We start from the raw sequence: 23,464 nt of genomic DNA, 5'->3' as shown, positions 1-23,464 counted from the left end.
TGAGAAAATCCAAATAGAAAGGGGAGGTTTCATGAATTCCTTTACATTTTATAATCCAGTTAAAATTCATTTTGGAAAAGACGCCTTAGAAAAACTGCCAGAGGAGCTGGCACAGTATGGCGATAAAGTGCTGATTGTATATGGTGGAGGCAGCATTAAAAACAACGGAGTATACGATGCTGTAGTAAGCACTCTCAAAAAAGCTGGTAAAACGGTATTTGAACTAAGTGGAGTCGAACCGAATCCGAGAGTTGAAACAGCGCGGAAGGGTATTGAAATTTGTAAAAAAGAATCCATCGATCTTGTTTTAGCAGTAGGCGGTGGTTCTGTTATTGATTGTTCTAAATTAATTGCGGCCGGTGCAAAAGTAGACGAAGATGCATGGAATATTGTTATTAAAAAAACTCAAGTAACTGATGCCTTGCCTTTAGGAACTGTTCTTACCCTAGCTGCAACAGGTTCTGAAATGAATTCAGGCTCTGTAATTTCAAATGAAGAAACAAAAGAAAAATATGGATGGGGACATCCGTTAGTATTTCCGAAGTTTTCAATATTAGATCCATCGTATACATTTAGTGTACCGAAAATTCACACTGTTTACGGCATGGTTGATATTATGTCGCATGTTTTTGAACAGTACTTCCATGACGCAACAAATACACCTATTACAGATGAAATGTGTGAAGGAGTATTGCGTACAGTCATAAATACTGCTCCAAAATTAATTGAAGATCTTGAGAATTATGAGCTGCGTGAAACTATTTTATTAGCAGGAACAATTGGACTTAATGGCTTCTTATCTATAGGTTCTCGCGGGGATTGGGCAACGCATAATATAGAACACTCTGTTTCTGCTGTATACGATATTCCACACGGTGGAGGATTGGCAATTATCTTCCCTAACTGGATGCGTCACAATCTATCAGTTAACCCAGAACGTTTTGCCGGTTTAGCAACACGAGTATTTAACGTAGACCCTAAAGGAAAAACAACTGAACAAGTAGCGTTAGAGGGAATAGAACGGTTGAGAGAATTTTGGACATCAATTGGTGCTCCAAGTCGACTCGCTGATTACGAAATTGATGATTCACAATTAGATATTTTAGTTGAAAAATCAATGGTAAATGGACCTTTCGGTAGATTTAAAACATTACAGGCAGAAGATGTTCGAAAAATATTAGAAATGTCTTTATAATAAATTTCATATGGAATTTTATAAAAAATCGATTTGCTCACTAAATAGTGTGGCAAATCGATTTTTTGTTGAACTGCAAAAACTCTTTATTTCTTTTCATCTGACTGGTTTTTTGTATAAGTTTTTAAATGACGTTCCCATTCAGAAACATCATCTTCTTCATCGAAGGAAATGGTTACCTTAGTCACACCCTTTTGACTCATAATTAGTTCTACAAGGTGGTCACGTACATCGTCTAAATATGCTAGGGAAAGATTTGGATCTGTTTCTGCAACAAGATCAACATGTAAAAATTCCCCTTCTTTTATGACTTCTAATCGTTTGATATCACTTACGTGCGGGTCTTCCATTGCTAAATTACCTATATGAATTAACATTTCTTCATCTGTTTCACCAATAGCACCACGAGCATTATCCAAGAATACACGACCTACAACATAAAACATCATGATTCCGATAATCATTGAAACGATGCCCTCAAGAGCATAAAATCCTGTAAAATGAGCAATAATGATGGCTAAAAATGCTAAAACGTTCCCACTTGTAGCAACTAAATCTTCCATCCATACAAGCTTTGTCGCAGGTTTTGCGCGGTTTAAATAAGGAATTGATTTTGGGAAAGCTAATAGCCCCTTGTGTTCTTGACCAGTTTCATGAAGTACCTCTTTTGCTGCTTTATGTAGAACAGTTGCTTCTAGTACTGTACCAATAAGCAAAACACCAAGAGCAATAAACATTCCTTCTGACTCGGTAGCTGGATGTATAAAATGATGCCAGCCCTCTTTAACTGTTTCGTACGAAAGAATTGCTACTATTAAAACGGCACCTAAACAAACGAGATTGACAACGCGTCCAAAACCATTTGGAAAACGTTTAGTCGGTGCTTTTTTAGATAATGCAGAACCGACAAAAACGAAAAACTGGTTTGCTGCATCCCCTAAAGAATGCATCATTTCTGCGAACATGGCGACATTTCCAGTAAAGAAGTAAGCAACGCCCTTAAGAATTCCTAAGAATAAATTGACAAATGCTGCAACTAGCGAAGGTTTATTCCCACCTTTTAATAATTTAAAAATTTCACCCATTTAAAATCCTCCAATTAACCTAAGTTTTCTATTTCTATTTTTTGTACATAGGGAAGTGAATGCAAAGTTTGGTAAATCGTTAAAGTATCTGTTCGAAATAATGTTGAGAGGCGCATATCGACTTCGTAAAGAAATTGTTCTGATGAAACAGGAATGTCTTTTATGCGGATATTATCAATATGCATTTCATTTTCCTTCATAAAAGCAAGCAGCTTACGAATGTTCTCCTCTTCATCTAGTCGTACTTTTAAGACTAATTCCTTCATTCGTATTCTTTTTGGACCTATTTTCAATAAAAAAGGAGCGATTAACTCAATACCGATTACGACAATCACAACTGTCGCAAAAGCTTCTATATAAAAGCCCGCACCTACCGCAATTCCAATCCCGGCAGCACCCCAAATCATTGCAGCCGTTGTTAATCCAGTTATACTGTCGTTTCCTTTTCGTAAAATTACACCAGCACCTAAAAATCCGATGCCACTGACAATTTGTGCTGCTAAACGAAGAGGATCCATTGTAATATTAATATCGTCACGCGCGGGTGTACTATATGCAGTTTCAATCGAAATAATTGTTAATAAACAACTAAAAGTTGCAATAACTAAACTGGTTTTTAAGCCAACCGGTTTCTTTTTTAATTCTCTTTCGATGCCGATGATTAAACTTAAAGTTGCAGCCACTATAAGTTTTACGATAATTTCGTAAGAGAACGGTTCGCTAAAAATTACATCCAATTACAATCCTCCTTTTTTATCTTGATAACGGTGGGTAATAATGACAAAATAAGAATTAATCTCTTGTTTTATTAATATAGCAAAAATATAAAGAATGGGGTTAGAAAAAATGGATAAACCAGGCATACATCCGTACATACCAATTATCATCGGTGTAATTTCAATTTCATTGTCCGCAATCTTAGTAAAATTGGCGAACGCAGATGCAGGGGTTATTGCTTTTTATAGAATGCTTTTTTCTGTAGTAATTATGAGCCCTATATTCTTTTATAAATATGTACATGAAATTAAAATACTCTCAAAAAGAGATTGGATTTTTTCTTCAATTGCAGGTATTTTTTTAGCATTTCATTTTATATTATGGTTTGAATCATTAAATTACACTTCAGTAGCAAGTTCAACTGTGCTTGTTACTCTCCAGCCATTGTTTGCATTTGTAGGTACATACTTTTTCTTTAAAGAAAAACTATCAGCTAAAACGATTATTTCAGGTGCCGTTGCAATTTTAGGGAGTGTTTTAATTAGTTGGGGAGACTTTAAAATAAGTGGAACTGCATTTTATGGGGATATTCTTGCATTGATTGCATGTGGGTTAGTAACAGGTTATTTACTCTTTGGACAAGATGTACGAAAACGAATTACATTAATTACATATACAATGGTAGTTTATTCAATAAGTACAGTAGTTTTATTTTTTTATGTACTATTAAAAGGAGAATCGTTTGGTCCATATCCTGCGGTAGATTGGATGTGGTTCTTGTTACTTGCGATTATTCCAAATTTATTAGGACATACTTTGTTTAACTGGGCTCTGAAATGGGTAAGTACTAATGTTATTTCAGTCGCGGTATTATTCGAGCCAATTGGTGCTGCCATATTAGCATATTTTATTTTTGCGGAGAATCTAATTGCAACGCAAGTAATTGGCGGAATGATTGTAATAGCAGGGATTATGCTATTTGTTGTTGATTTTAAAATTATAAGTAAGTTTTTTAGAAAAATATCTTGATTTATATTTTAGTGTATAGTATATTATTACTTGTCCTTAAGGACGCGAACAATTTTGAAAAAGATATTTTCAAATAGTGTTGTTGTTTCCTTTTGGATAAGTTATAATAATAAGGTTGCTAAAAAATAGTGATTTTATTCGCTTGACATACTAGTTTTAAATATGTTAAACTTTAAAAGTTGTTGTCGAAAATAACAACTTAAAATGAACCTTGAAAACTGAACAACAAAACGTTAATGAAATAAAGTTTTTAGTAGCTGACCCTCGTCAGTGAACGAAACAAAATTTTGGACATCAAATATGATGCCAGTGTAATTTAGAGCTTTTATCAAATTTTCTTTTATGGAGAGTTTGATCCTGGCTCAGGACGAACGCTGGCGGCGTGCCTAATACATGCAAGTCGAGCGAACTGATGAGAAGCTTGCTTCTTAAGATGTTAGCGGCGGACGGGTGAGTAACACGTGGGCAACCTGCCCTATAGTTGGGGATAACTCCGGGAAACCGGGGCTAATACCGAATGATTCATTTCATCTCCTGATGAAATGCTGAAAGATGGTTCTGCTATCGCTATAGGATGGGCCCGCGGCGCATTAGCTAGTTGGTGAGGTAACGGCTCACCAAGGCGACGATGCGTAGCCGACCTGAGAGGGTGATCGGCCACACTGGGACTGAGACACGGCCCAGACTCCTACGGGAGGCAGCAGTAGGGAATCTTCCACAATGGGCGAAAGCCTGATGGAGCAACGCCGCGTGAGTGAAGAAGGTTTTCGGATCGTAAAACTCTGTTGTAAGGGAAGAACAAGTACAGTAGTAACTGGCTGTACCTTGACGGTACCTTATTAGAAAGCCACGGCTAACTACGTGCCAGCAGCCGCGGTAATACGTAGGTGGCAAGCGTTGTCCGGAATTATTGGGCGTAAAGCGCGCGCAGGCGGTCCTTTAAGTCTGATGTGAAAGCCCACGGCTCAACCGTGGAGGGTCATTGGAAACTGGAGGACTTGAGTGCAGAAGAGGAAAGTGGAATTCCAAGTGTAGCGGTGAAATGCGTAGAGATTTGGAGGAACACCAGTGGCGAAGGCGACTTTCTGGTCTGTAACTGACGCTGAGGCGCGAAAGCGTGGGGAGCAAACAGGATTAGATACCCTGGTAGTCCACGCCGTAAACGATGAGTGCTAAGTGTTAGGGGGTTTCCGCCCCTTAGTGCTGCAGCTAACGCATTAAGCACTCCGCCTGGGGAGTACGGTCGCAAGACTGAAACTCAAAGGAATTGACGGGGGCCCGCACAAGCGGTGGAGCATGTGGTTTAATTCGAAGCAACGCGAAGAACCTTACCAGGTCTTGACATCCCGCTGACCGCTATGGAGACATAGCCTTCCCTTCGGGGACAGCGGTGACAGGTGGTGCATGGTTGTCGTCAGCTCGTGTCGTGAGATGTTGGGTTAAGTCCCGCAACGAGCGCAACCCTTGAGATTAGTTGCCATCATTCAGTTGGGCACTCTAATCTGACTGCCGGTGATAAACCGGAGGAAGGTGGGGATGACGTCAAATCATCATGCCCCTTATGACCTGGGCTACACACGTGCTACAATGGACGGTACAAACGGTTGCCAACCCGCGAGGGGGAGCCAATCCGATAAAACCGTTCTCAGTTCGGATTGTAGGCTGCAACTCGCCTACATGAAGCTGGAATCGCTAGTAATCGCGGATCAGCATGCCGCGGTGAATACGTTCCCGGGCCTTGTACACACCGCCCGTCACACCACGAGAGTTTGTAACACCCGAAGTCGGTGAGGTAACCTTTAGGAGCCAGCCGCCGAAGGTGGGACAGATGATTGGGGTGAAGTCGTAACAAGGTAGCCGTATCGGAAGGTGCGGCTGGATCACCTCCTTTCTAAGGATTTGTCGAAAAGCGGAAAACACCGCTTAGCTAAGGTAGCGGATTGGAGCGACTGAGTCGAAAACCTGTTTTCGAACGAAGGCGCGAAATCAGCGTACGAGCTGGTGTTTGAAGCTAGACAATACGGAATGATTAAGCTTGGCTTAATCAACATTAACGTTTTGTGTTCAGTTTTGAAGAGTTCATATAAATGAATTATCTTCAATTTAGTAATTTGTTCTTTGAAAACTGGATAAAACGACATTGAAACAAACAAAGTTCAAGAAATTTATTGTAAGTTCTTAAGTCTTTTCTTTATAGAAAAGCTGTAACTAACTTCAAGGGTTTCGAGACACGAGCAGTACAAGGAAATGAACGAGTGAGGACCGGAGCGTACCTATGTACGTGAGGATTCGAACGAGTGAAATTGACGAAAGTATATGATGTGTATCGGAAGCCGCAATTAGGTTAAGTTATGAAGGGCGCACGGTGAATGCCTTGGCACTAGGAGCCGATGAAGGACGGCACTAACACCGATATGCTTCGGGGAGCTGTAAGTAAGCTTTGATCCGGAGATTTCCGAATGGGGGAACCCACTGTTCGTAATGGAACAGTATCTTGACGTGAATTCATAGCGTCATGAAGGCATACCCAGGGAACTGAAACATCTAAGTACCTGGAGGAAGAGAAAGAAATTATTCGATTCCCTAAGTAGCGGCGAGCGAAACGGGAAGAGCCCAAACCAAGAGGCTTGCCTCTTGGGGTTGTAGGACACTCAATACAAGAGTTACAAAAGAATGAATTAGGCGAAGCGATCTGGAAAGGTCCGCCAGAGCAGGTAAAAGCCCTGTAGTCGAAAGTTCATTCCCTCTTGAGTGTATCCTGAGTACGGCGGAACACGTGAAATTCCGTCGGAATCCGGGAGGACCATCTCCCAAGGCTAAATACTCCCTAGTGACCGATAGTGAACCAGTACCGTGAGGGAAAGGTGAAAAGCACCCCGGGAGGGGAGTGAAATAGAACCTGAAACCGTGTGCCTACAAGTAGTTAGAGCCCGTTAATGGGTGATAGCGTGCCTTTTGTAGAATGAACCGGCGAGTTACGATTACGTGCAAGGTTAAGTTGTAGAAGACGGAGCCGCAGCGAAAGCGAGTCTGAATAGGGCGAATGAGTACGTGGTCGTAGACCCGAAACCAGGTGATCTACCCATGTCCAGGGTGAAGGTGAGGTAACACTCACTGGAGGCCCGAACCCACGCACGTTGAAAAGTGCGGGGATGAGGTGTGGGTAGCGGAGAAATTCCAATCGAACTTGGAGATAGCTGGTTCTCTCCGAAATAGCTTTAGGGCTAGCCTCGTGATTAAGAATACTGGAGGTAGAGCACTGTTTGGACTAGGGGGGCATCTCGCTTTACCGAATTCAGACAAACTCCGAATGCCAGATATTTATACACGGGAGTCAGACTGCGAGTGATAAGATCCGTAGTCAAAAGGGAAACAGCCCAGACCACCAGCTAAGGTCCCAAAGTAATCGTTAAGTGGAAAAGGATGTGGCGTTGCTTAGACAACCAGGATGTTGGCTTAGAAGCAGCCATCATTTAAAGAGTGCGTAATAGCTCACTGGTCGAGTGACGCTGCGCCGAAAATGTATCGGGGCTAAACGATTCACCGAAGCTGTGGATGTGCATCTTGATGCACGTGGTAGGAGAGCGTTCTAAGTGCGTTGAAGTCAGACCGGAAGGACTGGTGGAGCGCTTAGAAGTGAGAATGCCGGTATGAGTAGCGAAAGATGGGTGAGAATCCCATCCACCGTATGACTAAGGTTTCCTGAGGAAGGCTCGTCCGCTCAGGGTTAGTCGGGACCTAAGTCGAGGCCGACAGGCGTAGACGATGGACAACAGGTTGATATTCCTGTACCACCTCCCCGCCGTTTGAGTAATGGGGGGACGCAGTAGGATAGGGTAAGCGCGCTGTTGGTTATGCGCGCCCAAGCAGTAAGGCGTGGAAGTAGGCAAATCCGCTTCCTAATACGCCAAGCTGTGATGGGGAGTTCGTATGAGCGAAGTACCTGATTTCACGCTGCCAAGAAAAGCCTCTAGCGAGGCGGGAGGTGCCCGTACCGCAAACCGACACAGGTAGTCGAGGAGAGAATCCTAAGGTGTGCGAGAGAACTCTCGTTAAGGAACTCGGCAAAATGACCCCGTAACTTCGGGAGAAGGGGTGCTCTCGTGAGAGAGCCGCAGTGAATAGGCCCAGGCGACTGTTTAGCAAAAACACAGGTCTCTGCAAAACCGTAAGGTGACGTATAGGGGCTGACGCCTGCCCGGTGCTGGAAGGTTAAGAGGAGGGGTTAGTGGCATCACGAAGCTCTGAATTGAAGCCCCAGTAAACGGCGGCCGTAACTATAACGGTCCTAAGGTAGCGAAATTCCTTGTCGGGTAAGTTCCGACCCGCACGAAAGGCGTAACGATCTGGGCACTGTCTCAACGAGAGACTCGGTGAAATTATAGTACCTGTGAAGATGCAGGTTACCCGCGACAGGACGGAAAGACCCCGTGGAGCTTTACTGTAGCTTGATATTGAATTTTGGCACAACTTGTACAGGATAGGTAGGAGCCAGAGAACTCGGAGCGCCAGCTTCGAGGGAGGCGTCGGTGGGATACTACCCTGGTTGTGTTGAAATTCTAACCCATACCCCTTAGCGGGGTAGGAGACAGTGTCAGGTGGACAGTTTGACTGGGGCGGTCGCCTCCTAAAAGGTAACGGAGGCGCCCAAAGGTTCCCTCAGAATGGTTGGAAATCATTCGTAGAGTGTAAAGGCACAAGGGAGCTTGACTGCGAGACCTACAAGTCGAGCAGGGTCGAAAGACGGGCTTAGTGATCCGGTGGTTCCGCATGGAAGGGCCATCGCTCAACGGATAAAAGCTACCCCGGGGATAACAGGCTTATCTCCCCCAAGAGTCCACATCGACGGGGAGGTTTGGCACCTCGATGTCGGCTCATCGCATCCTGGGGCTGTAGTCGGTCCCAAGGGTTGGGCTGTTCGCCCATTAAAGCGGTACGCGAGCTGGGTTCAGAACGTCGTGAGACAGTTCGGTCCCTATCCGTCGTGGGCGTAGGAAATTTGAGAGGAGCTGTCCTTAGTACGAGAGGACCGGGATGGACACACCGCTGGTGTACCAGTTGTCTTGCCAAAGGCATCGCTGGGTAGCTATGTGTGGACGGGATAAGTGCTGAAAGCATCTAAGCATGAAGCCCCCCTCAAGATGAGATTTCCCATTACGCAAGTAAGTAAGATCCCTCAAAGACGATGAGGTAGATAGGTTCGAGGTGGAAGTGTGGCGACACATGGAGCTGACGAATACTAATCGATCGAGGACTTAACCAAACAATTGAACGCATTCAATGTCTTTATCCAGTTTTGAGAGAATGAAAAACTCTCACTATACATAGCCCAGGAGGATTAGCTCAGCTGGGAGAGCACCTGCCTTACAAGCAGGGGGTCGGCGGTTCGAGCCCGTCATCCTCCACCATAAAGCCGGTGTAGCTCAATTGGTAGAGCAACTGACTTGTAATCAGTAGGTTGAGGGTTCAAGTCCTTTCGCCGGCACCATTTTTCGAGCCATTAGCTCAGTGGTAGAGCATCTGACTTTTAATCAGAGGGTCGAAGGTTCAAGTCCTTCATGGCTCACCAGTTTTAATAAAATATGCGGGTGTGGCGGAATTGGCAGACGCACTAGACTTAGGATCTAGCGCCGCAAGGCGTGGGGGTTCGACTCCCTTCACCCGCATCTAAAAGATAAGCACATGCGGAAGTAGTTCAGTGGTAGAACACCACCTTGCCAAGGTGGGGGTCGCGGGTTCGAACCCCGTCTTCCGCTCCAAATGTGCCGGGGTGGCGGAACTGGCAGACGCACAGGACTTAAAATCCTGCGGTAGGTGACTACCGTACCGGTTCGATTCCGGTCCTCGGCACCATTATAAAAATCATGTCAAGATGTAGCGCCTGTAGCTCAATTGGATAGAGCGTCTGACTACGGATCAGAAGGTTGTGGGTTCGACTCCTGCCAGGCGCGCCAAAAGATACGGGAAGTAGCTCAGCTTGGTAGAGCACTTGGTTTGGGACCAAGGGGTCGCAGGTTCGAATCCTGTCTTCCCGACCATAGAATAAAGTGAACTTTTAATAATAATTATGGGGCCTTAGCTCAGCTGGGAGAGCGCCTGCCTTGCACGCAGGAGGTCAGCGGTTCGATCCCGCTAGGCTCCACCAACCATAATAAGGATCCCGGCGGCGTAGCTCAGCTGGCTAGAGCGTACGGTTCATACCCGTAAGGTCGGGGGTTCGATCCCCTCTGCCGCCATCTTTAAAGGACCTTTAGCTCAGTTGGTTAGAGCAGACGGCTCATAACCGTCCGGTCGCAGGTTCGAGTCCTGCAAGGTCCACCATTAGAATAATAAAACGGAGGAATACCCAAGTCCGGCTGAAGGGATCGGTCTTGAAAACCGACAGGCGGGTTAAACCGCGCGGGGGTTCGAATCCCTCTTCCTCCGCCATTTATTTAATCTAATAATTACTATCATTTATATTATCGCGGGGTGGAGCAGTTCGGTAGCTCGTCGGGCTCATAACCCGAAGGTCACAGGTTCAAATCCTGTCCCCGCAACCAAAAGGTCCCGTGGTGTAGCGGTTAACATGCCTGCCTGTCACGCAGGAGATCGCCGGTTCGATCCCGGTCGGGACCGCCATTTTTAAAATGGGTCGATAGCTCAGTTGGTAGAGCATTTGACTGAAGCTCAAAGTGTCGGCGGTTCGATTCCGTCTCGACCCACCATTAACGCGGGTGTAGTTTAATGGTAAAACCTCAGCCTTCCAAGCTGATGTCGTGGGTTCGATTCCCATCACCCGCTCCAATAGGGGCCTATAGCTCAGCTGGTTAGAGCGCACGCCTGATAAGCGTGAGGTCGATGGTTCAAGTCCATTTAGGCCCACCATAACAATATTCCGAAGTAGCTCAGTGGTAGAGCAATCGGCTGTTAACCGATCGGTCGTAGGTTCGAGTCCTACCTTCGGAGCCATATGGGGAAGTACTCAAGAGGCTGAAGAGGCGCCCCTGCTAAGGGTGTAGGTCGGGTAACCGGCGCGAGGGTTCAAATCCCTCCTTCTCCGCCATACATAGTTTTTGTGCGTTTGGCCCGTTGGTCAAGTGGTTAAGACACCGCCCTTTCACGGCGGTAACACGGGTTCGAATCCCGTACGGGTCATATTTTTTTGAAAATAAATTTTAAAAAAAGCTTGAATTATAGACCAAATATGGTATTATAAATCTTGTCCTTAAATAAAATAGTCTAGTGATGATGGCAAAGAGGTCACACCCGTTCCCATACCGAACACGGAAGTTAAGCTCTTTAGCGCCGATGGTAGTTGGGGGCTTCCCCCTGTGAGAGTAGGACGTTGCTAGGCATATAGCCCAGGAGGATTAGCTCAGCTGGGAGAGCACCTGCCTTACAAGCAGGGGGTCGGCGGTTCGAGCCCGTCATCCTCCACCATAAAGCCGGTGTAGCTCAATTGGTAGAGCAACTGACTTGTAATCAGTAGGTTGAGGGTTCAAGTCCTTTCGCCGGCACCATTTTTCGAGCCATTAGCTCAGTGGTAGAGCATCTGACTTTTAATCAGAGGGTCGAAGGTTCAAGTCCTTCATGGCTCACCAGTTTTAATAAAATATGCGGGTGTGGCGGAATTGGCAGACGCACTAGACTTAGGATCTAGCGCCGCAAGGCGTGGGGGTTCGACTCCCTTCACCCGCATCTAAAAGATAAGCACATGCGGAAGTAGTTCAGTGGTAGAACACCACCTTGCCAAGGTGGGGGTCGCGGGTTCGAACCCCGTCTTCCGCTCCAAATGTGCCGGGGTGGCGGAACTGGCAGACGCACAGGACTTAAAATCCTGCGGTAGGTGACTACCGTACCGGTTCGATTCCGGTCCTCGGCACCATTATAAAAATCATGTCAAGATGTAGCGCCTGTAGCTCAATTGGATAGAGCGTCTGACTACGGATCAGAAGGTTGTGGGTTCGACTCCTGCCAGGCGCGCCAAAAGATACGGGAAGTAGCTCAGCTTGGTAGAGCACTTGGTTTGGGACCAAGGGGTCGCAGGTTCGAATCCTGTCTTCCCGACCATAGAATAAAGTGAACTTTTAATAATAATTATGGGGCCTTAGCTCAGCTGGGAGAGCGCCTGCCTTGCACGCAGGAGGTCAGCGGTTCGATCCCGCTAGGCTCCACCAACCATAATAAGGATCCCGGCGGCGTAGCTCAGCTGGCTAGAGCGTACGGTTCATACCCGTAAGGTCGGGGGTTCGATCCCCTCTGCCGCCATCTTTAAAGGACCTTTAGCTCAGTTGGTTAGAGCAGACGGCTCATAACCGTCCGGTCGCAGGTTCGAGTCCTGCAAGGTCCACCATTAGAATAATAAAACGGAGGAATACCCAAGTCCGGCTGAAGGGATCGGTCTTGAAAACCGACAGGCGGGTTAAACCGCGCGGGGGTTCGAATCCCTCTTCCTCCGCCATTTATTTAATCTAATAATTACTATCATTTATATTATCGCGGGGTGGAGCAGTTCGGTAGCTCGTCGGGCTCATAACCCGAAGGTCACAGGTTCAAATCCTGTCCCCGCAACCAAAAGGTCCCGTGGTGTAGCGGTTAACATGCCTGCCTGTCACGCAGGAGATCGCCGGTTCGATCCCGGTCGGGACCGCCATTTTTAAAATGGGTCGATAGCTCAGTTGGTAGAGCATTTGACTGAAGCTCAAAGTGTCGGCGGTTCGATTCCGTCTCGACCCACCATTAACGCGGGTGTAGTTTAATGGTAAAACCTCAGCCTTCCAAGCTGATGTCGTGGGTTCGATTCCCATCACCCGCTCCAATAGGGGCCTATAGCTCAGCTGGTTAGAGCGCACGCCTGATAAGCGTGAGGTCGATGGTTCAAGTCCATTTAGGCCCACCATAACAATATTCCGAAGTAGCTCAGTGGTAGAGCAATCGGCTGTTAACCGATCGGTCGTAGGTTCGAGTCCTACCTTCGGAGCCATATGGGGAAGTACTCAAGAGGCTGAAGAGGCGCCCCTGCTAAGGGTGTAGGTCGGGTAACCGGCGCGAGGGTTCAAATCCCTCCTTCTCCGCCATACATAGTTTTTGTGCGTTTGGCCCGTTGGTCAAGTGGTTAAGACACCGCCCTTTCACGGCGGTAACACGGGTTCGAATCCCGTACGGGTCATCAAAAAACACTCTCAAGATATTAAATATCTTGAGAGTGTTTTTTTTTTGAAGAATAAGAGAAAAGCAAGATGTATCCCTATACCTGATTACCAATGGGGTATAGATATAACGGCGTTTTTTAATAAATATAGTTTTTCACACCATGACTTTTAAATGCTTATTTGGATTCGATAATTATGAACACGCTGCGTTTCTTTCCCCCATGTAAGACGACAATGTTTTTTCAAAGATATCAAAATAGATAATATATTGTCCTTCTCTTATTTCTTTGTTTCTTTAAGTCCAGGTAAATTTATGTTAGAATTCATATTTCACTTAACTCCTATCTTAATCTTTTGCCACAGCAACTTTAGTAAAATATATTTAGAGATTTTTTTATTGTAAAATTGTTTAATCTACCGAATTATTTACTATGGACCGTTTTTAATACATGTCTTATCATAAATAGCTTTGTATTTAATTATTCAAATGGATTTGTGTAAGAGTTTAACTAAGGTAATAAAACGAAACGCTTTTGGCTTTTAGAAGTTTCAAGCGTTTCCGTGCAAAATTACTATTAACACATCACTATGAAAATATTGAAAACGTTATTGGATAGGGGTGGGAAATGATGTCAGCCCCGCCTATTGACAAAGAGTCTAAAAAACTTAATTTGTACAAAATATAAATTTAAAAAGATTTTTAATCCTCTTTAATAAACTATTATGATACGTTTCATCACTAAAGAGAATTAAATTAGCTTTTTGATATTACTGTATTTCAGAATTTATGCAGTTTTCAATTTTTCTACGTTTGAAAAAACTAATTTAAGCAAAAATTAATGATACGTAGAAGGAGGAAATGACATGAATCAATCACAAATCGAACAATTGAAAAACCAATTATTAGAAGAATTAAAGGACTTAAAAGAGGGAATAGAAACACATGATGATATAGACCGAACTGAATTATCGAATTATGATAATCACCCAGGAGACAATGCTTCTGATTTAACTATCCAGCTAACAGAATATGCAATGGATGACTATAAACAAGAAAGTATAGATAAAATAGAAGCAGCATTAAAGGCAATTGACGATGGGACATATGGTAAATGCAAGGTTTGTCATAAGGAAATATCTTTTGAAAGACTAGAGGCTGTGCCGTCTACATTAACTTGTAAAGAGCATAGCCAGGAGAAAATTGATATGGAAACAAGACCTGTAGAAGAGGTAATCATGGATGAGCTAACACATAAATCTTTAAAAACAGTAGATTTCGAAGATGGTTCTGGAGAATTTCCTTCTTCAGATAGTCCACAAGATGTACCACAAGAGATTATTCATCAAAATAACCAAGAAACATCAATTCGTGATCGGCTACAATAATTAACCGGAAAACTGATATTTAAATAAATATGGAATCTATCTGCCAAATTTTATACAATGTATAAAAGACTTAAATGGTGGTGGATACATGCAGATTATTGATTTACATTGTGATGTATTGGAAAAATTAACTCGATTGGAAAATGTAGATTTTCGAAATGATAGTAGGCTCGATGCCAATTTAAACAACTTAAAGGCCGGTAATGTAAAAGTTCAAGTATTTGCAATTTTTATTCATCCAAGTGTTCCACAAGAACGAAAATTTTTAGAAGCTGCACGTCAAATTGAAGCCTTTCATACAAAAGTTTTAAGTGAACCTGAAATGATTCATATAACGGAATGGAATCAAATTAATGACCTAGAGGATGGACAAATTGGTGCTGTATTAAGTTTGGAAGGCTGTGATTGTATTGGGGACGATCTTGAAAAACTTCGAGTGATTTTAGATGCAGGTGTTAAATTAGTCGGTTTAACATGGAATTACGAAAATGAAGTCGCTTATGGAACATTAGAAGATAGCTCAAAAGGGTTAAAGCCATTTGCTAAAGATGTTATCGATTTATTGAATGAACGTAATATTATTATCGATGTAGCTCATCTAAATGAAAAGGGATTTTATGACTTGCTGCCATTATCAAAATATATTTTAGCTAGTCATTGTAATGCAAGAACATTATGTGATCATCCACGAAACTTAACGGATGACCAAGTAAAACAATTAGTTAACCATGGGGGAAGAATCCACGTCGTATTTTATCCGCCATTTATTCAAAAAGGAGAAGACCATGCTACAATAGAAACGTTAGTAAAACATGTAGAGCATTTATCAAATCTTGTAGGGATAGAGAATATTGGATTTGGCTCCGATTTTGATGGAATTGAGCCATTGTTTGTAGAGAAATTATCAAATGCATCTGAATTTCCAAACTTTATTCAAGCTTTATTAGAAAAATTTACTGAAGATGAAGTTAATTTATTGGCTTATTCAGGTTTAGTTAATTTTGTATCTACTATTGAAGGGCGCAAAATGTAATAATTTTGCGCTTTTTATTATGGAGAGTTTTGTTATTTTTACATATAAAAAATCTAAGGGAATAAGTGATATCGATATTGTAAGTGAGAAAAAAGTGATATGATAGAAATGATAATAAATAATTCGATGTTAGTTATTCAATAATAGTTGTTATAGGTAGCAGAATTATATTTCTGCTATTTTTATGCGAATTATTGATTTTTTGACGGAGGGAAGTTTCATGCATCAGAAGTGGTTACAGACCACTGAAGTAGAAGTGGGAACAGTTAACTCAAAATTATCCTTCTATATAGAAACGATTGAAGTTAACCGATTATCTGCGTTAGCATTTTTTGCAGCAGGTGAAAAACAATATAAAGGACAACGATTTTTCTGGCAAAATCGTGAAAAGACGTTTACTTTAGTAGGTCTTGGTCATGCCTACGTTATTGAAAATAATGCGAATAACAATCGCTTTGACCTTGTTGAAGAAGAGTGGAAAGAACTTACGAAAAATATCGTAAAGGAAGAGAGTGAACCACAACCTATACTTTTTGGTGGATTTACTTTCGATCCGGAAAATGACAAAAAAGATGTATGGAGAGATTTTCCTCAAAGCTTTTTTGCAGTAGCTACTTTTCAGCTTGTCATCCGGAATGATAATGCATATGTAAGCATTCATTTAGTGACAGATAAGGAAGATAGCTTAGAGGAATTTGAGGCATTACGCCAAGAACGAGATCATTTAATTCATGCAGCTCAAGTAAGAGAAGTAAAAATGTATGAAAAACCAGCAATGGCAAATTATCTTGAGCTTTATAAGGAAGACTATTTAAATTCAATTAATGAAGTTACAAGTTTAATTAAACAAAACAAGGCAGAAAAAGTTGTTATTGCTAGAGCTCTTGAAATGGCATTTAGTGATACTTTAACATCTCCACAAGTGTTATCACATGTAATCAATGAACAACCCGAGAGCTATTTATTTGGTTTAGAACGTGATGACCTTTTATTCTTTGGCGCCTCACCAGAACGATTAGTAAAAGTAGAGGATGGGAATGCTTTTTCATCTTGTGTAGCAGGATCCATAAAGCGTGGTAAAACTGCAGAAGAAGATAAAATGCTTGGACAAAGCTTATTAAACGATGCCAAAAATTTAGGTGAGCATCGATATGTAGTTGAGATGATTGCGGAAACGTTTGCAAAGAATTGCCTTGATTACAAAGTGCCTAAAAACCCAAAATTATTAAAAATACGTGATATCCAACATCTCTATACACCTGTTGAGGGAAAATTAACGCCAGATGCAACAATTTTGCAACTGGTGAAGCACTTACATCCCACGCCTGCTTTAGGCGGAGTCCCTCGCAAGGAAGCATTAGCTGTTATTCGTAGATACGAATCGATGAATCGTGGATTGTATGCAGCTCCGTTAGGATGGATTGATGCAGAGGGAAATGGTGAATTTGCTGTAGCTATTCGATCTGCTGTGCAAATTAATAATAAGGCATTTTTATACGCAGGCGGTGGGATTGTAGCTGATTCGGAGCCAACTTCTGAATATGAGGAAACGTTAGTGAAATTCCGTCCAATGCTGCGCGCTTTAGGAGGACAATTGAATGAATGAACGTGAAATTTTAACGAGATATGTATATCAAGTTGTAGCATCTTTAGTTCAAAATGGTGTTGAAGATATTGTAATTAGTCCTGGTTCTCGCTCGACGCCGCTAGCATATGCGTTTGCTTCAACAAAAAATCTTAATGTTTATAGACAAGTAGATGAACGTTCAGCAGCATTCTTTGCATTAGGTATAGCAAAAGCTAAAGCAAAACCAGTTGTACTCTTATGTACTTCTGGTACCGCTGCAGCAAACTATTTCCCTGCAATCGTAGAAGCAAAATATGCTCGAGTACCCTTAGTTGTTATAACAGCGGATCGTCCTCATGAATTACGTGAGGTTGGTGCACCTCAAGCTATTAATCAAATAAGGCTTTATGGGGAACAGGTTAAATGGACTGCGGAGTTTCCGATTCCGGATGGGGCAAAGCAAACATTGCCATATATTGAACGTCATATTGCACGTGGAGTTAATATTGCCACTACTGCTCCATTTGGTCCTGTTCATTTTAATGTTCCGTTTCGAGAACCATTGCTTATTGATTTTCAAGAAGAGCTTCCAGCACAAACCTTTCATAGCAGCTTTATTGGCATAATAGCTCCGTCAGAACAGGCAAAAGATGTACTTGCAACGGCTATTAATCAAACTAAAAGAGGGTTTATTATTGTCGGTGAACTAGCGCTTGGGTCAGACTTAAAGCAAATTTGGTCATTTATCCGCAAATTAAAATGGCCTGTTCTTGTTGAAAGCTTATCAAATCTTAGAACTAATGTACCTGAGGATTGCGCACCTTATATAATTTCTACATACGATGCATTGTTAAAAAACAGTAACTTTAAAGAAAAAGTCGTAGCTGATACTGTAATTCGCTTTGGAGCCCAACCGGTATCAAAATTTTTAACAATATTTTTAACAGAATCGCTGCCTAGTAATTATATAGTCATTGACGAAGATCCAATGTTCCGAGATTCAAGTGCAGTTTCAACTCATTTTATTCACGCCAATGTAGGCAACTGGTTAAATGAATTGAACATTGATAGCAGTAATTTTGATAAAGATTATTTAAATAAATGGCGTAATAGCGAAGAGGTAGCGGTGAAGCATATTAAGGAATATGCTGAAATTGAATCAGATGAAGGTGCCGTTGTTCGATATTTGCTAGAGAACTTACCGAACGAAAGTGATCTTTTTGTAAGCAGCAGTATGCCAATTCGTGATATTGATACTTTTTTATTGCCAACATCTAAAGATATTCAAATCTTTGCAAATCGAGGTGCAAATGGCATCGATGGTGTTATGTCAACGGCAATTGGCTTTAGTCAAGGAAGGAAAGAACGGGAGCTTTTCCTATTAATTGGCGACTTAGCATTTTTACATGATGTGAATGCACTTATTACAACTCGTTATCAGCCATGTAAAATTACTGTAATTGTATTAAATAATGATGGGGGAGGCATTTTCTCTTATCTATCACAATCAACAGTAAAAGAGTATTATGAGGATTTATTTGGAACACCAACATCATTACAGTTTGAAGCAGTAGCGAATATGTACAATATGGAATATGTTCGAATTCAAGAGTTCAATGAATTGAATCAATTATTCAACAAAGAAAATGAAAATCCATTGCGTTTAATTGAAATATTTACAGACCGTCAAAAAAATGTGATTGCCCATCGTAATCTTTGGCAACGAATTCATACGGAGTTGGAATAATGATATTATCTGTCAATGGAATAAAAGTACATGTTCGAATATGGAATAAAGCTGCAGAACAGACAATTGTCATGCTTCACGGATTTACAGGAACTGTTGGGACATGGGAGCAGGTTGCTTCATACTTGCCCAATATTCGAATCATTGCTATTGATTTAATCGGTCATGGACAAACTGAGGCTCCTGAGGATGTTTCGAGCTACACAATGCAGGCGCAAATAAAGTTATTAGAGCAAACCTTTATTCAATTAGATTTAGAACAATTTGTACTGCTGGGCTACTCAATGGGAGGACGTGTGGCATTATTTTATACTGTTGCGTATCCAAAACGAGTAAAACAATTGATTTTGGAAAGTGCTTCTCCCGGTTTAAAAACAGAGGAAGAACGGGCTGCTAGAAGAATGTCTGATGAAGCACTTGCAAATAAAATTGAACAACAAGGCATCAAAGCTTTTGTAGAAACGTGGGAAAACATTGCTCTATTTGCTACTCAAAAAACTTTACCTGCCCCTATTCAACAAGCTGTAAGGGAAGAAAGATTAGCACAAACAGAAATTGGACTAGCTAATAGTCTACGTGGAATGGGAACAGGGGCACAAGACGAGCTTTGGTCTCAACTTAACAACATCGACTTACCAGTTACTTTAATAACCGGTTCATTGGATGGGAAATTTTGTTTTATCGCACAAAAAATGATTGAAGAATTGCCAAATGGAGAACATGTACTAGTCGAAAATACAGGACATGCAATTCATGTGGAAAATCCTAAGCAATTTGCTACAATAGTAGAGGACGCTTTAAAAAGAAATAAGGGGGTAATTCAATGACGCGTGAATGGACAACTTTACATACTTACGAAGATATTAAGTATGAGTTCTATAATGGAATTGCAAAAATTACGATTAACCGTCCAGAAGTTCGCAATGCATTTCGACCTAAAACAGTTGAGGAAATGATTGATGCATTTTCGCGAGCAAGAGATGATAAAAATGTAGGAGTAATTATCCTAACAGGAGAAGGTGAAATGGCCTTCTGTTCAGGCGGCGACCAAAAAGTACGCGGCCATGGTGGTTATGTTGGCGATGATAACATCCCACGTCTAAACGTATTAGACTTACAGCGTTTAATTCGTGTTATTCCAAAACCAGTTGTTGCAATGGTAGCTGGATATGCAATTGGTGGTGGACATGTATTACATGTAGTATGTGACTTAACAATTGCGGCGGAAAATGCTCGCTTCGGTCAAACAGGACCAAAAGTAGGTTCCTTCGATGCTGGATATGGTTCAGGTTATTTAGCACGTATCGTTGGCCACAAGAAAGCTCGTGAAATTTGGTACTTATGCCGTCAATACGATGCACAGCAAGCTCTTGAAATGGGTCTAGTTAACACTGTAGTACCTTTAGAACAATTAGAAGACGAAACAGTAAAATGGTGTGAAGAAATGCTTGAAATGTCGCCAACTGCTCTTCGCTTCCTAAAAGCAGCAATGAATGCGGATACAGATGGTTTAGCAGGACTTCAACAAATGGCTGGAGACGCTACACTTCTTTACTACACAACTGATGAAGCAAAAGAAGGCCGAGATGCATTTAAAGAAAAACGCAAGCCAGACTTTGGTCAATTCCCAAGATTCCCTTAATGCAAGGGCATTAAGCTTTTCAAAAGTTTAGTTTTTATTTAAAAGGAGGGGGTTAGAAAAATAAATTTCTAATCTCCTCTTTTTTATATATTTTTTTGAAGACTATAGGTGATAGCGTTAAAATAGTACTATTGCAAGTAGTAGTAGGAGGAAGAAAAATGTATCCTAACTGGATTTTACAACGTGCACGTTTAACGCCAACACGTATTGCACTTAAATTTGAACACGAATCATGGACTTTTGAGCAAATTAGAGATATCTCTGTAAAAAGAGCTCAGCAGCTTATTGCTTTAGGGATTAAACGAAAAGAGCGAGTTGCGATATTAGGACCTAATCATCCACAATCTGTTTTTATGATGTATGCTTGTATGCATTTGCAATGTGAGATGGTGATGCTTAATCGTAAATTATCAAAAGGTGAGCTGCAGTACCAAATACAAGATTCGGAAGTATCTGTTGTGTTAGTTGACGATGAAGATCTTGAATTACTTCCAGAACAAACAACATTCCTTTTATTTTCAGATGTAGAGAAAATTAAGGTGCAGGAAATATCCATTAATGAAGAATGGTCTTTAGAACAAACAACATCGATTATGTATACATCGGGAACAACTGGTTTTCCAAAAGGGGTTCGACAAACAGTTGGAAACCATCAAGCAAGCGCCCTATCATCCGTTTTAAATATCGGATTATCAGAAGATGATGTTTGGCTGTGCGCTGTTCCATTATTTCACATTAGTGGTTTCTCAATTTTAGTACGTTCATTGCTATATGGGAATCAAGTAAAGCTATATAAAAAGTTTGATAAAGAAGAGGCTATTCATGATATAGCTTATGGTGAAGTAACGCATATGTCAGTTGTTGCTTTCACATTAGAGAGAATTTTACATGGATTAGAGGAGCAAAACTTAAAAGCTTCTCCAAGGTTTAAAATCATACTTGCTGGAGGAGGCCCTGTGCCAGTAAATTATCTTGAGAGGGCAAAACGTCTCGGGTTAGCTGTATCTCAAACATATGGAATGACTGAAACCTCATCACAAACAGCAACATTATCTTATGAAGATGCATTTAGAAAAATAGGTTCTGCCGGGAAACCTTTATTTTTCAATCAAATAAAAATTGCTAATGCAAGTGGCCCTAAAAATGAAGGCGAAATATTAATACGTGGACCACATGTTACACCTGGGTATATAGGCCGTTTTTCAGAAAAAAGTGCAACTGAGGATGGTTGGCTTCATACAGGCGATATTGGATATTTAGATGAGGAAGGGTATCTTTTTGTTATAGATCGCCGTTCAGATTTAATTATTTCTGGTGGAGAAAATATTTATCCAGCCGAAATTGAAAATGTGTTAATGAGCCATGATGCAATTCGCGAGGCGGGCGTTTGTGGTATGGCGGATGAAACATGGGGAGAAGTACCAGCGGCATTTGTTGTCCTAAAATATGATGTTTCGAAAGAGCAAATAAAAGAGTTTTGTTTAACGAGATTAGCAAAATATAAAGTACCTAAACAGATTTACTTTGTACAAGCACTTCCGCGAAATGGCTCTAATAAATTATTAAGAAGAAAGCTAAAAAAATTATTATAAAAAAGACCTCGAAAATTGACTGTATATTTGTCGCACTGACCTAAAAAAATGAGACAAATAAAAACACCTTTCGTTGAAAAACGGGTATTAAACCTATAAATCCAACGTGGAGGTGTTTTTTCTATGGGAACAAGAGTTAGTTATCCAGTAGAAATTAAAATGAAAGCAATCGAAATGAGGTTAGCAGGAATACCTGTTAATCAAGTTTTAGAAGAATTGAATATTCGAAATTATACACAACTAAAAACGTGGATGAAGTGGTATCGAAATGGAGAACTTCATCGCCTTGAACAGCCAGTTGGAAAGCAATATACCTTTGGTAAAGGACCAGAATATGAAAATGAAACAGCTAAATTAAAGGCTGAGAATCGTTATTTAAAGCAACAAATTGAAGTTTTAAAAAAGTACGCAGAATTGGAAAGGAAGTGGTGCCAAGAATAGTTGTGCAATTGGTAGAAGAACTAAAAGAAGTCATGACAATTGGTGAAATCTGTGACCACTTGGGGGTAGGTAGATCATCTTATTATCGTTGGAAAAAGAATACTAACGTTGAAACAAAGAAAGATATTCGGGATAAGAGAATTGGTGAGTTGTGTAAACTTCATAAATATCGATACGGATACCGAAAAATCACAAGCATTTATGGAGAACCGATAAGTGAAAATACAGTACAAAAAGTAATGCAAAAATATAATTGGCAGTGTCGAGTAAAAGTGAAGAAACGTAAAAGCACTGGACAACCAGCATACGTCGCACCGAATTTATTAAATCGTGAATTTACAGCGGAAGCACCATTTGAAAAGTTAGTAACAGATATTACCTACTTGCCTTTTGGTCAATCAATGATGTATCTTTCAAGTATTCTAGATGTCTTTAATGGCGAGATTGTAGCGCGTACAATCGGATTTACTCAAGATACAGAGTTTGTTTTAGATACATTAAATCAGCTACCAGAATTACCTGAAGGCTGTATCCTGCATAGCGATCAAGGTTCTGTATATACGTCCTATGACTATCAAAAGGCAGTAAAAGAAAAAAGAATTACCATGAGCATGTCTCGTAAAGGCACGCCCGCTGATAATTCTCCAATTGAAACGTTTCACTCCTCGCTAAAGTCTGAAACGTTCTATCTCGACGGAATCAATCGCACAACGAATGCGCATGTGATCCAAATCGTCGAAAACTATATAAATTATTATAACAATATCCGTATTCAAACGAAACTAAACAGCCAATCGCCGGTAAAATACCGTCAACTAACTGTAAAGTAGGGTGTTTTCTTATTGTCTCAAAAATGATGGTCAGTACCTGTCAATTATTCGGGGTCTTTTATTAGA

At 41.3% G+C, this 23,464-nt stretch carries 12 protein-coding genes, 40 tRNA genes, 3 rRNA genes and 1 pseudogene; 54 read left to right on the top strand and 2 right to left on the bottom strand.

From position 1 onward, the window contains the following. The first annotated feature begins 31 nt into the window (after positions 1-31). Entirely contained in the window at positions 32-1,195 is a 1,164-nt protein-coding gene (locus tag MKY04_RS15945) for an iron-containing alcohol dehydrogenase (RefSeq protein WP_126295401.1), read from the top strand. An 86-nt stretch (positions 1,196-1,281) separates the two neighbouring features. Here MKY04_RS15945 and MKY04_RS15940 read toward each other — a convergent pair whose 3' ends face one another. Both MKY04_RS15940 and MKY04_RS15935 read right to left on the bottom strand, forming a co-directional pair. Then, a complete protein-coding gene (locus MKY04_RS15940) occupies positions 1,282-2,280 on the bottom strand; it encodes a cation diffusion facilitator family transporter (RefSeq protein WP_126295400.1) in 999 nt (332 codons plus the stop codon). A 14-nt stretch (positions 2,281-2,294) separates the two neighbouring features. Continuing rightward, a complete protein-coding gene (locus MKY04_RS15935; RefSeq protein ID WP_126295399.1) occupies positions 2,295-3,017 on the bottom strand; it encodes an MgtC/SapB family protein in 723 nt (240 codons plus the stop codon). A gap of 109 nt (positions 3,018-3,126) precedes the next feature. On the opposite strand from MKY04_RS15935, the gene MKY04_RS15930 reads away from it, so the two are divergent. The 53 genes and pseudogenes from MKY04_RS15930 to MKY04_RS15670 all read left to right on the top strand — a co-directional run bounded on the left by MKY04_RS15930 (position 3,127) and on the right by MKY04_RS15670 (position 23,398). Next, positions 3,127-4,026, top strand: coding sequence for a DMT family transporter (locus tag MKY04_RS15930; RefSeq protein WP_126295398.1), 900 nt, complete (start codon positions 3,127-3,129; stop codon positions 4,024-4,026). Positions 4,027-4,365: 339 nt separating this feature from the next. Continuing rightward, positions 4,366-5,917 (top strand): 16S ribosomal RNA (locus MKY04_RS15925). Positions 5,918-6,368: 451 nt separating this feature from the next. Continuing rightward, a 23S ribosomal RNA gene (locus MKY04_RS15920) occupies positions 6,369-9,289 on the top strand. A gap of 69 nt (positions 9,290-9,358) precedes the next feature. Then, a tRNA-Val gene (locus MKY04_RS15915) sits at positions 9,359-9,434 on the top strand. A gap of 4 nt (positions 9,435-9,438) precedes the next feature. Further along, a tRNA-Thr gene (locus MKY04_RS15910) sits at positions 9,439-9,514 on the top strand. Between the two features lie 6 nt (positions 9,515-9,520). Further along, a tRNA-Lys gene (locus MKY04_RS15905) sits at positions 9,521-9,595 on the top strand. Positions 9,596-9,610: 15 nt separating this feature from the next. Then, positions 9,611-9,692 (top strand) — tRNA-Leu (locus MKY04_RS15900). Between the two features lie 18 nt (positions 9,693-9,710). Beyond that, positions 9,711-9,785: transfer RNA gene (locus tag MKY04_RS15895), tRNA-Gly, on the top strand. A gap of 5 nt (positions 9,786-9,790) precedes the next feature. Continuing rightward, positions 9,791-9,879 (top strand) — tRNA-Leu (locus MKY04_RS15890). 24 nt (positions 9,880-9,903) lie between these two features. Next, positions 9,904-9,980, top strand: a tRNA-Arg gene (locus MKY04_RS15885). Positions 9,981-9,987: 7 nt separating this feature from the next. Next, a tRNA-Pro gene (locus tag MKY04_RS15880) sits at positions 9,988-10,064 on the top strand. A gap of 31 nt (positions 10,065-10,095) precedes the next feature. Further along, positions 10,096-10,171, top strand: a tRNA-Ala gene (locus MKY04_RS15875). A 17-nt stretch (positions 10,172-10,188) separates the two neighbouring features. Beyond that, a tRNA-Met gene (locus MKY04_RS15870) sits at positions 10,189-10,262 on the top strand. A gap of 8 nt (positions 10,263-10,270) precedes the next feature. Beyond that, positions 10,271-10,347 (top strand) — tRNA-Ile (locus MKY04_RS15865). A gap of 15 nt (positions 10,348-10,362) precedes the next feature. Next, a tRNA-Ser gene (locus MKY04_RS15860) sits at positions 10,363-10,455 on the top strand. 36 nt (positions 10,456-10,491) lie between these two features. Further along, positions 10,492-10,568: transfer RNA gene (locus tag MKY04_RS15855), tRNA-Met, on the top strand. Positions 10,569-10,571: 3 nt separating this feature from the next. After that, a tRNA-Asp gene (locus MKY04_RS15850) sits at positions 10,572-10,647 on the top strand. Between the two features lie 10 nt (positions 10,648-10,657). Beyond that, a tRNA-Phe gene (locus MKY04_RS15845) sits at positions 10,658-10,733 on the top strand. A 5-nt stretch (positions 10,734-10,738) separates the two neighbouring features. After that, positions 10,739-10,812 (top strand) — tRNA-Gly (locus tag MKY04_RS15840). A 4-nt stretch (positions 10,813-10,816) separates the two neighbouring features. Further along, a tRNA-Ile gene (locus MKY04_RS15835) sits at positions 10,817-10,893 on the top strand. Positions 10,894-10,902: 9 nt separating this feature from the next. Beyond that, positions 10,903-10,977: transfer RNA gene (locus MKY04_RS15830), tRNA-Asn, on the top strand. A gap of 3 nt (positions 10,978-10,980) precedes the next feature. After that, positions 10,981-11,071, top strand: a tRNA-Ser gene (locus MKY04_RS15825). A gap of 20 nt (positions 11,072-11,091) precedes the next feature. Then, positions 11,092-11,163: transfer RNA gene (locus MKY04_RS15820), tRNA-Glu, on the top strand. A gap of 83 nt (positions 11,164-11,246) precedes the next feature. Then, positions 11,247-11,362 (top strand): 5S ribosomal RNA (rrf, locus tag MKY04_RS15815). The 16S, 23S and 5S rRNA genes sit together here with 40 tRNA genes alongside, the layout of an rRNA operon. Before the next feature lie 10 nt (positions 11,363-11,372). Then, positions 11,373-11,448, top strand: a tRNA-Val gene (locus MKY04_RS15810). Between the two features lie 4 nt (positions 11,449-11,452). Next, a tRNA-Thr gene (locus tag MKY04_RS15805) sits at positions 11,453-11,528 on the top strand. A gap of 6 nt (positions 11,529-11,534) precedes the next feature. Continuing rightward, positions 11,535-11,609, top strand: a tRNA-Lys gene (locus MKY04_RS15800). 15 nt (positions 11,610-11,624) lie between these two features. Next, positions 11,625-11,706 (top strand) — tRNA-Leu (locus MKY04_RS15795). 18 nt (positions 11,707-11,724) lie between these two features. Beyond that, a tRNA-Gly gene (locus MKY04_RS15790) sits at positions 11,725-11,799 on the top strand. 5 nt (positions 11,800-11,804) lie between these two features. Beyond that, positions 11,805-11,893, top strand: a tRNA-Leu gene (locus tag MKY04_RS15785). 24 nt (positions 11,894-11,917) lie between these two features. Beyond that, a tRNA-Arg gene (locus MKY04_RS15780) sits at positions 11,918-11,994 on the top strand. 7 nt (positions 11,995-12,001) lie between these two features. Continuing rightward, positions 12,002-12,078 (top strand) — tRNA-Pro (locus MKY04_RS15775). A 31-nt stretch (positions 12,079-12,109) separates the two neighbouring features. Next, positions 12,110-12,185: transfer RNA gene (locus tag MKY04_RS15770), tRNA-Ala, on the top strand. A gap of 17 nt (positions 12,186-12,202) precedes the next feature. After that, positions 12,203-12,276, top strand: a tRNA-Met gene (locus MKY04_RS15765). A gap of 8 nt (positions 12,277-12,284) precedes the next feature. Then, a tRNA-Ile gene (locus MKY04_RS15760) sits at positions 12,285-12,361 on the top strand. A gap of 15 nt (positions 12,362-12,376) precedes the next feature. Beyond that, positions 12,377-12,469, top strand: a tRNA-Ser gene (locus MKY04_RS15755). 36 nt (positions 12,470-12,505) lie between these two features. Continuing rightward, a tRNA-Met gene (locus MKY04_RS15750) sits at positions 12,506-12,582 on the top strand. A 3-nt stretch (positions 12,583-12,585) separates the two neighbouring features. Beyond that, positions 12,586-12,661, top strand: a tRNA-Asp gene (locus MKY04_RS15745). Between the two features lie 10 nt (positions 12,662-12,671). Further along, positions 12,672-12,747 (top strand) — tRNA-Phe (locus tag MKY04_RS15740). Positions 12,748-12,752: 5 nt separating this feature from the next. Continuing rightward, positions 12,753-12,826: transfer RNA gene (locus tag MKY04_RS15735), tRNA-Gly, on the top strand. Positions 12,827-12,830: 4 nt separating this feature from the next. Next, positions 12,831-12,907, top strand: a tRNA-Ile gene (locus MKY04_RS15730). Positions 12,908-12,916: 9 nt separating this feature from the next. Then, positions 12,917-12,991, top strand: a tRNA-Asn gene (locus MKY04_RS15725). A gap of 3 nt (positions 12,992-12,994) precedes the next feature. Next, positions 12,995-13,085, top strand: a tRNA-Ser gene (locus MKY04_RS15720). Positions 13,086-13,105: 20 nt separating this feature from the next. Next, positions 13,106-13,177, top strand: a tRNA-Glu gene (locus MKY04_RS15715). A gap of 439 nt (positions 13,178-13,616) precedes the next feature. Continuing rightward, positions 13,617-13,777, top strand: a pseudogene (locus tag MKY04_RS15710) (transposase); the annotation flags it as partial. A 247-nt stretch (positions 13,778-14,024) separates the two neighbouring features. Beyond that, on the top strand, positions 14,025-14,546 hold the full coding sequence (locus MKY04_RS15705) for a TraR/DksA C4-type zinc finger protein (RefSeq protein ID WP_126294139.1): 522 nt from the start codon (positions 14,025-14,027) through the stop codon (positions 14,544-14,546). Between the two features lie 88 nt (positions 14,547-14,634). After that, a complete protein-coding gene (locus MKY04_RS15700) occupies positions 14,635-15,579 on the top strand; it encodes a dipeptidase (protein ID WP_346234696.1) in 945 nt (314 codons plus the stop codon). A 220-nt stretch (positions 15,580-15,799) separates the two neighbouring features. Further along, positions 15,800-17,185, top strand: a complete 1,386-nt coding sequence (locus MKY04_RS15695) for an isochorismate synthase (RefSeq protein ID WP_346234695.1) — start codon at positions 15,800-15,802, stop codon at positions 17,183-17,185. After that, positions 17,178-18,893 (top strand): 2-succinyl-5-enolpyruvyl-6-hydroxy-3-cyclohexene-1-carboxylic-acid synthase, encoded by a 1,716-nt coding sequence (gene menD, locus MKY04_RS15690; protein ID WP_346234694.1) that lies wholly within the window; start codon positions 17,178-17,180, stop codon positions 18,891-18,893. The genes MKY04_RS15695 and menD overlap by 8 nt, the downstream gene beginning before the upstream one ends. Then, on the top strand, positions 18,893-19,720 hold the full coding sequence (gene menH / locus MKY04_RS15685; RefSeq protein WP_346234693.1) for a 2-succinyl-6-hydroxy-2,4-cyclohexadiene-1-carboxylate synthase: 828 nt from the start codon (positions 18,893-18,895) through the stop codon (positions 19,718-19,720). The genes menD and menH overlap by 1 nt, the downstream gene beginning before the upstream one ends. Then, the gene (menB, locus tag MKY04_RS15680) at positions 19,717-20,535 is read left to right on the top strand and encodes a 1,4-dihydroxy-2-naphthoyl-CoA synthase (RefSeq protein ID WP_346234692.1); all 819 of its coding nucleotides are present in this window, start codon (positions 19,717-19,719) and stop codon (positions 20,533-20,535) included. Before menH ends, menB begins: the two co-directional genes overlap by 4 nt. A gap of 158 nt (positions 20,536-20,693) precedes the next feature. Further along, entirely contained in the window at positions 20,694-22,127 is a 1,434-nt protein-coding gene (locus MKY04_RS15675; protein ID WP_346234691.1) for an o-succinylbenzoate--CoA ligase, read from the top strand. Between the two features lie 123 nt (positions 22,128-22,250). Continuing rightward, a protein-coding gene (locus MKY04_RS15670; RefSeq protein WP_346234690.1) for an IS3 family transposase occupies positions 22,251-23,398 on the top strand; the annotation gives its coding sequence in 2 pieces (ribosomal slippage) (positions 22,251-22,524 and positions 22,524-23,398; 1,149 coding nt in all). Positions 23,399-23,464 lie beyond the last annotated feature (66 nt).

This window comes from Lysinibacillus telephonicus, assembly GCF_039654155.1.
GTDB classification, from domain to species: domain Bacteria; phylum Bacillota; class Bacilli; order Bacillales_A; family Planococcaceae; genus Ureibacillus; species Ureibacillus telephonicus.
This window is presented reverse-complemented; position numbering and strand designations above follow the sequence as displayed.

Excerpts from the sequence above, each read along its gene's own strand:
- MKY04_RS15945 (WP_126295401.1), top strand. The coding sequence starts at position 32 with ATGAATTCCTTTACATTTTATAATCCAGTTAAAATTCATTTTGGAAAA.
- MKY04_RS15940 (WP_126295400.1), bottom strand. The coding sequence starts at position 2,280 with ATGGGTGAAATTTTTAAATTATTAAAAGGTGGGAATAAACCTTCGCTA.
- MKY04_RS15930 (WP_126295398.1), top strand. The coding sequence starts at position 3,127 with ATGGATAAACCAGGCATACATCCGTACATACCAATTATCATCGGTGTA.
- MKY04_RS15705 (WP_126294139.1), top strand. The coding sequence starts at position 14,025 with ATGAATCAATCACAAATCGAACAATTGAAAAACCAATTATTAGAAGAA.
- MKY04_RS15700 (WP_346234696.1), top strand. The coding sequence starts at position 14,635 with ATGCAGATTATTGATTTACATTGTGATGTATTGGAAAAATTAACTCGA.
- MKY04_RS15695 (WP_346234695.1), top strand. The coding sequence starts at position 15,800 with ATGCATCAGAAGTGGTTACAGACCACTGAAGTAGAAGTGGGAACAGTT.
- menD (WP_346234694.1), top strand. The coding sequence starts at position 17,178 with ATGAATGAACGTGAAATTTTAACGAGATATGTATATCAAGTTGTAGCA.
- menH (WP_346234693.1), top strand. The coding sequence starts at position 18,893 with ATGATATTATCTGTCAATGGAATAAAAGTACATGTTCGAATATGGAAT.
- menB (WP_346234692.1), top strand. The coding sequence starts at position 19,717 with ATGACGCGTGAATGGACAACTTTACATACTTACGAAGATATTAAGTAT.
- MKY04_RS15675 (WP_346234691.1), top strand. The coding sequence starts at position 20,694 with ATGTATCCTAACTGGATTTTACAACGTGCACGTTTAACGCCAACACGT.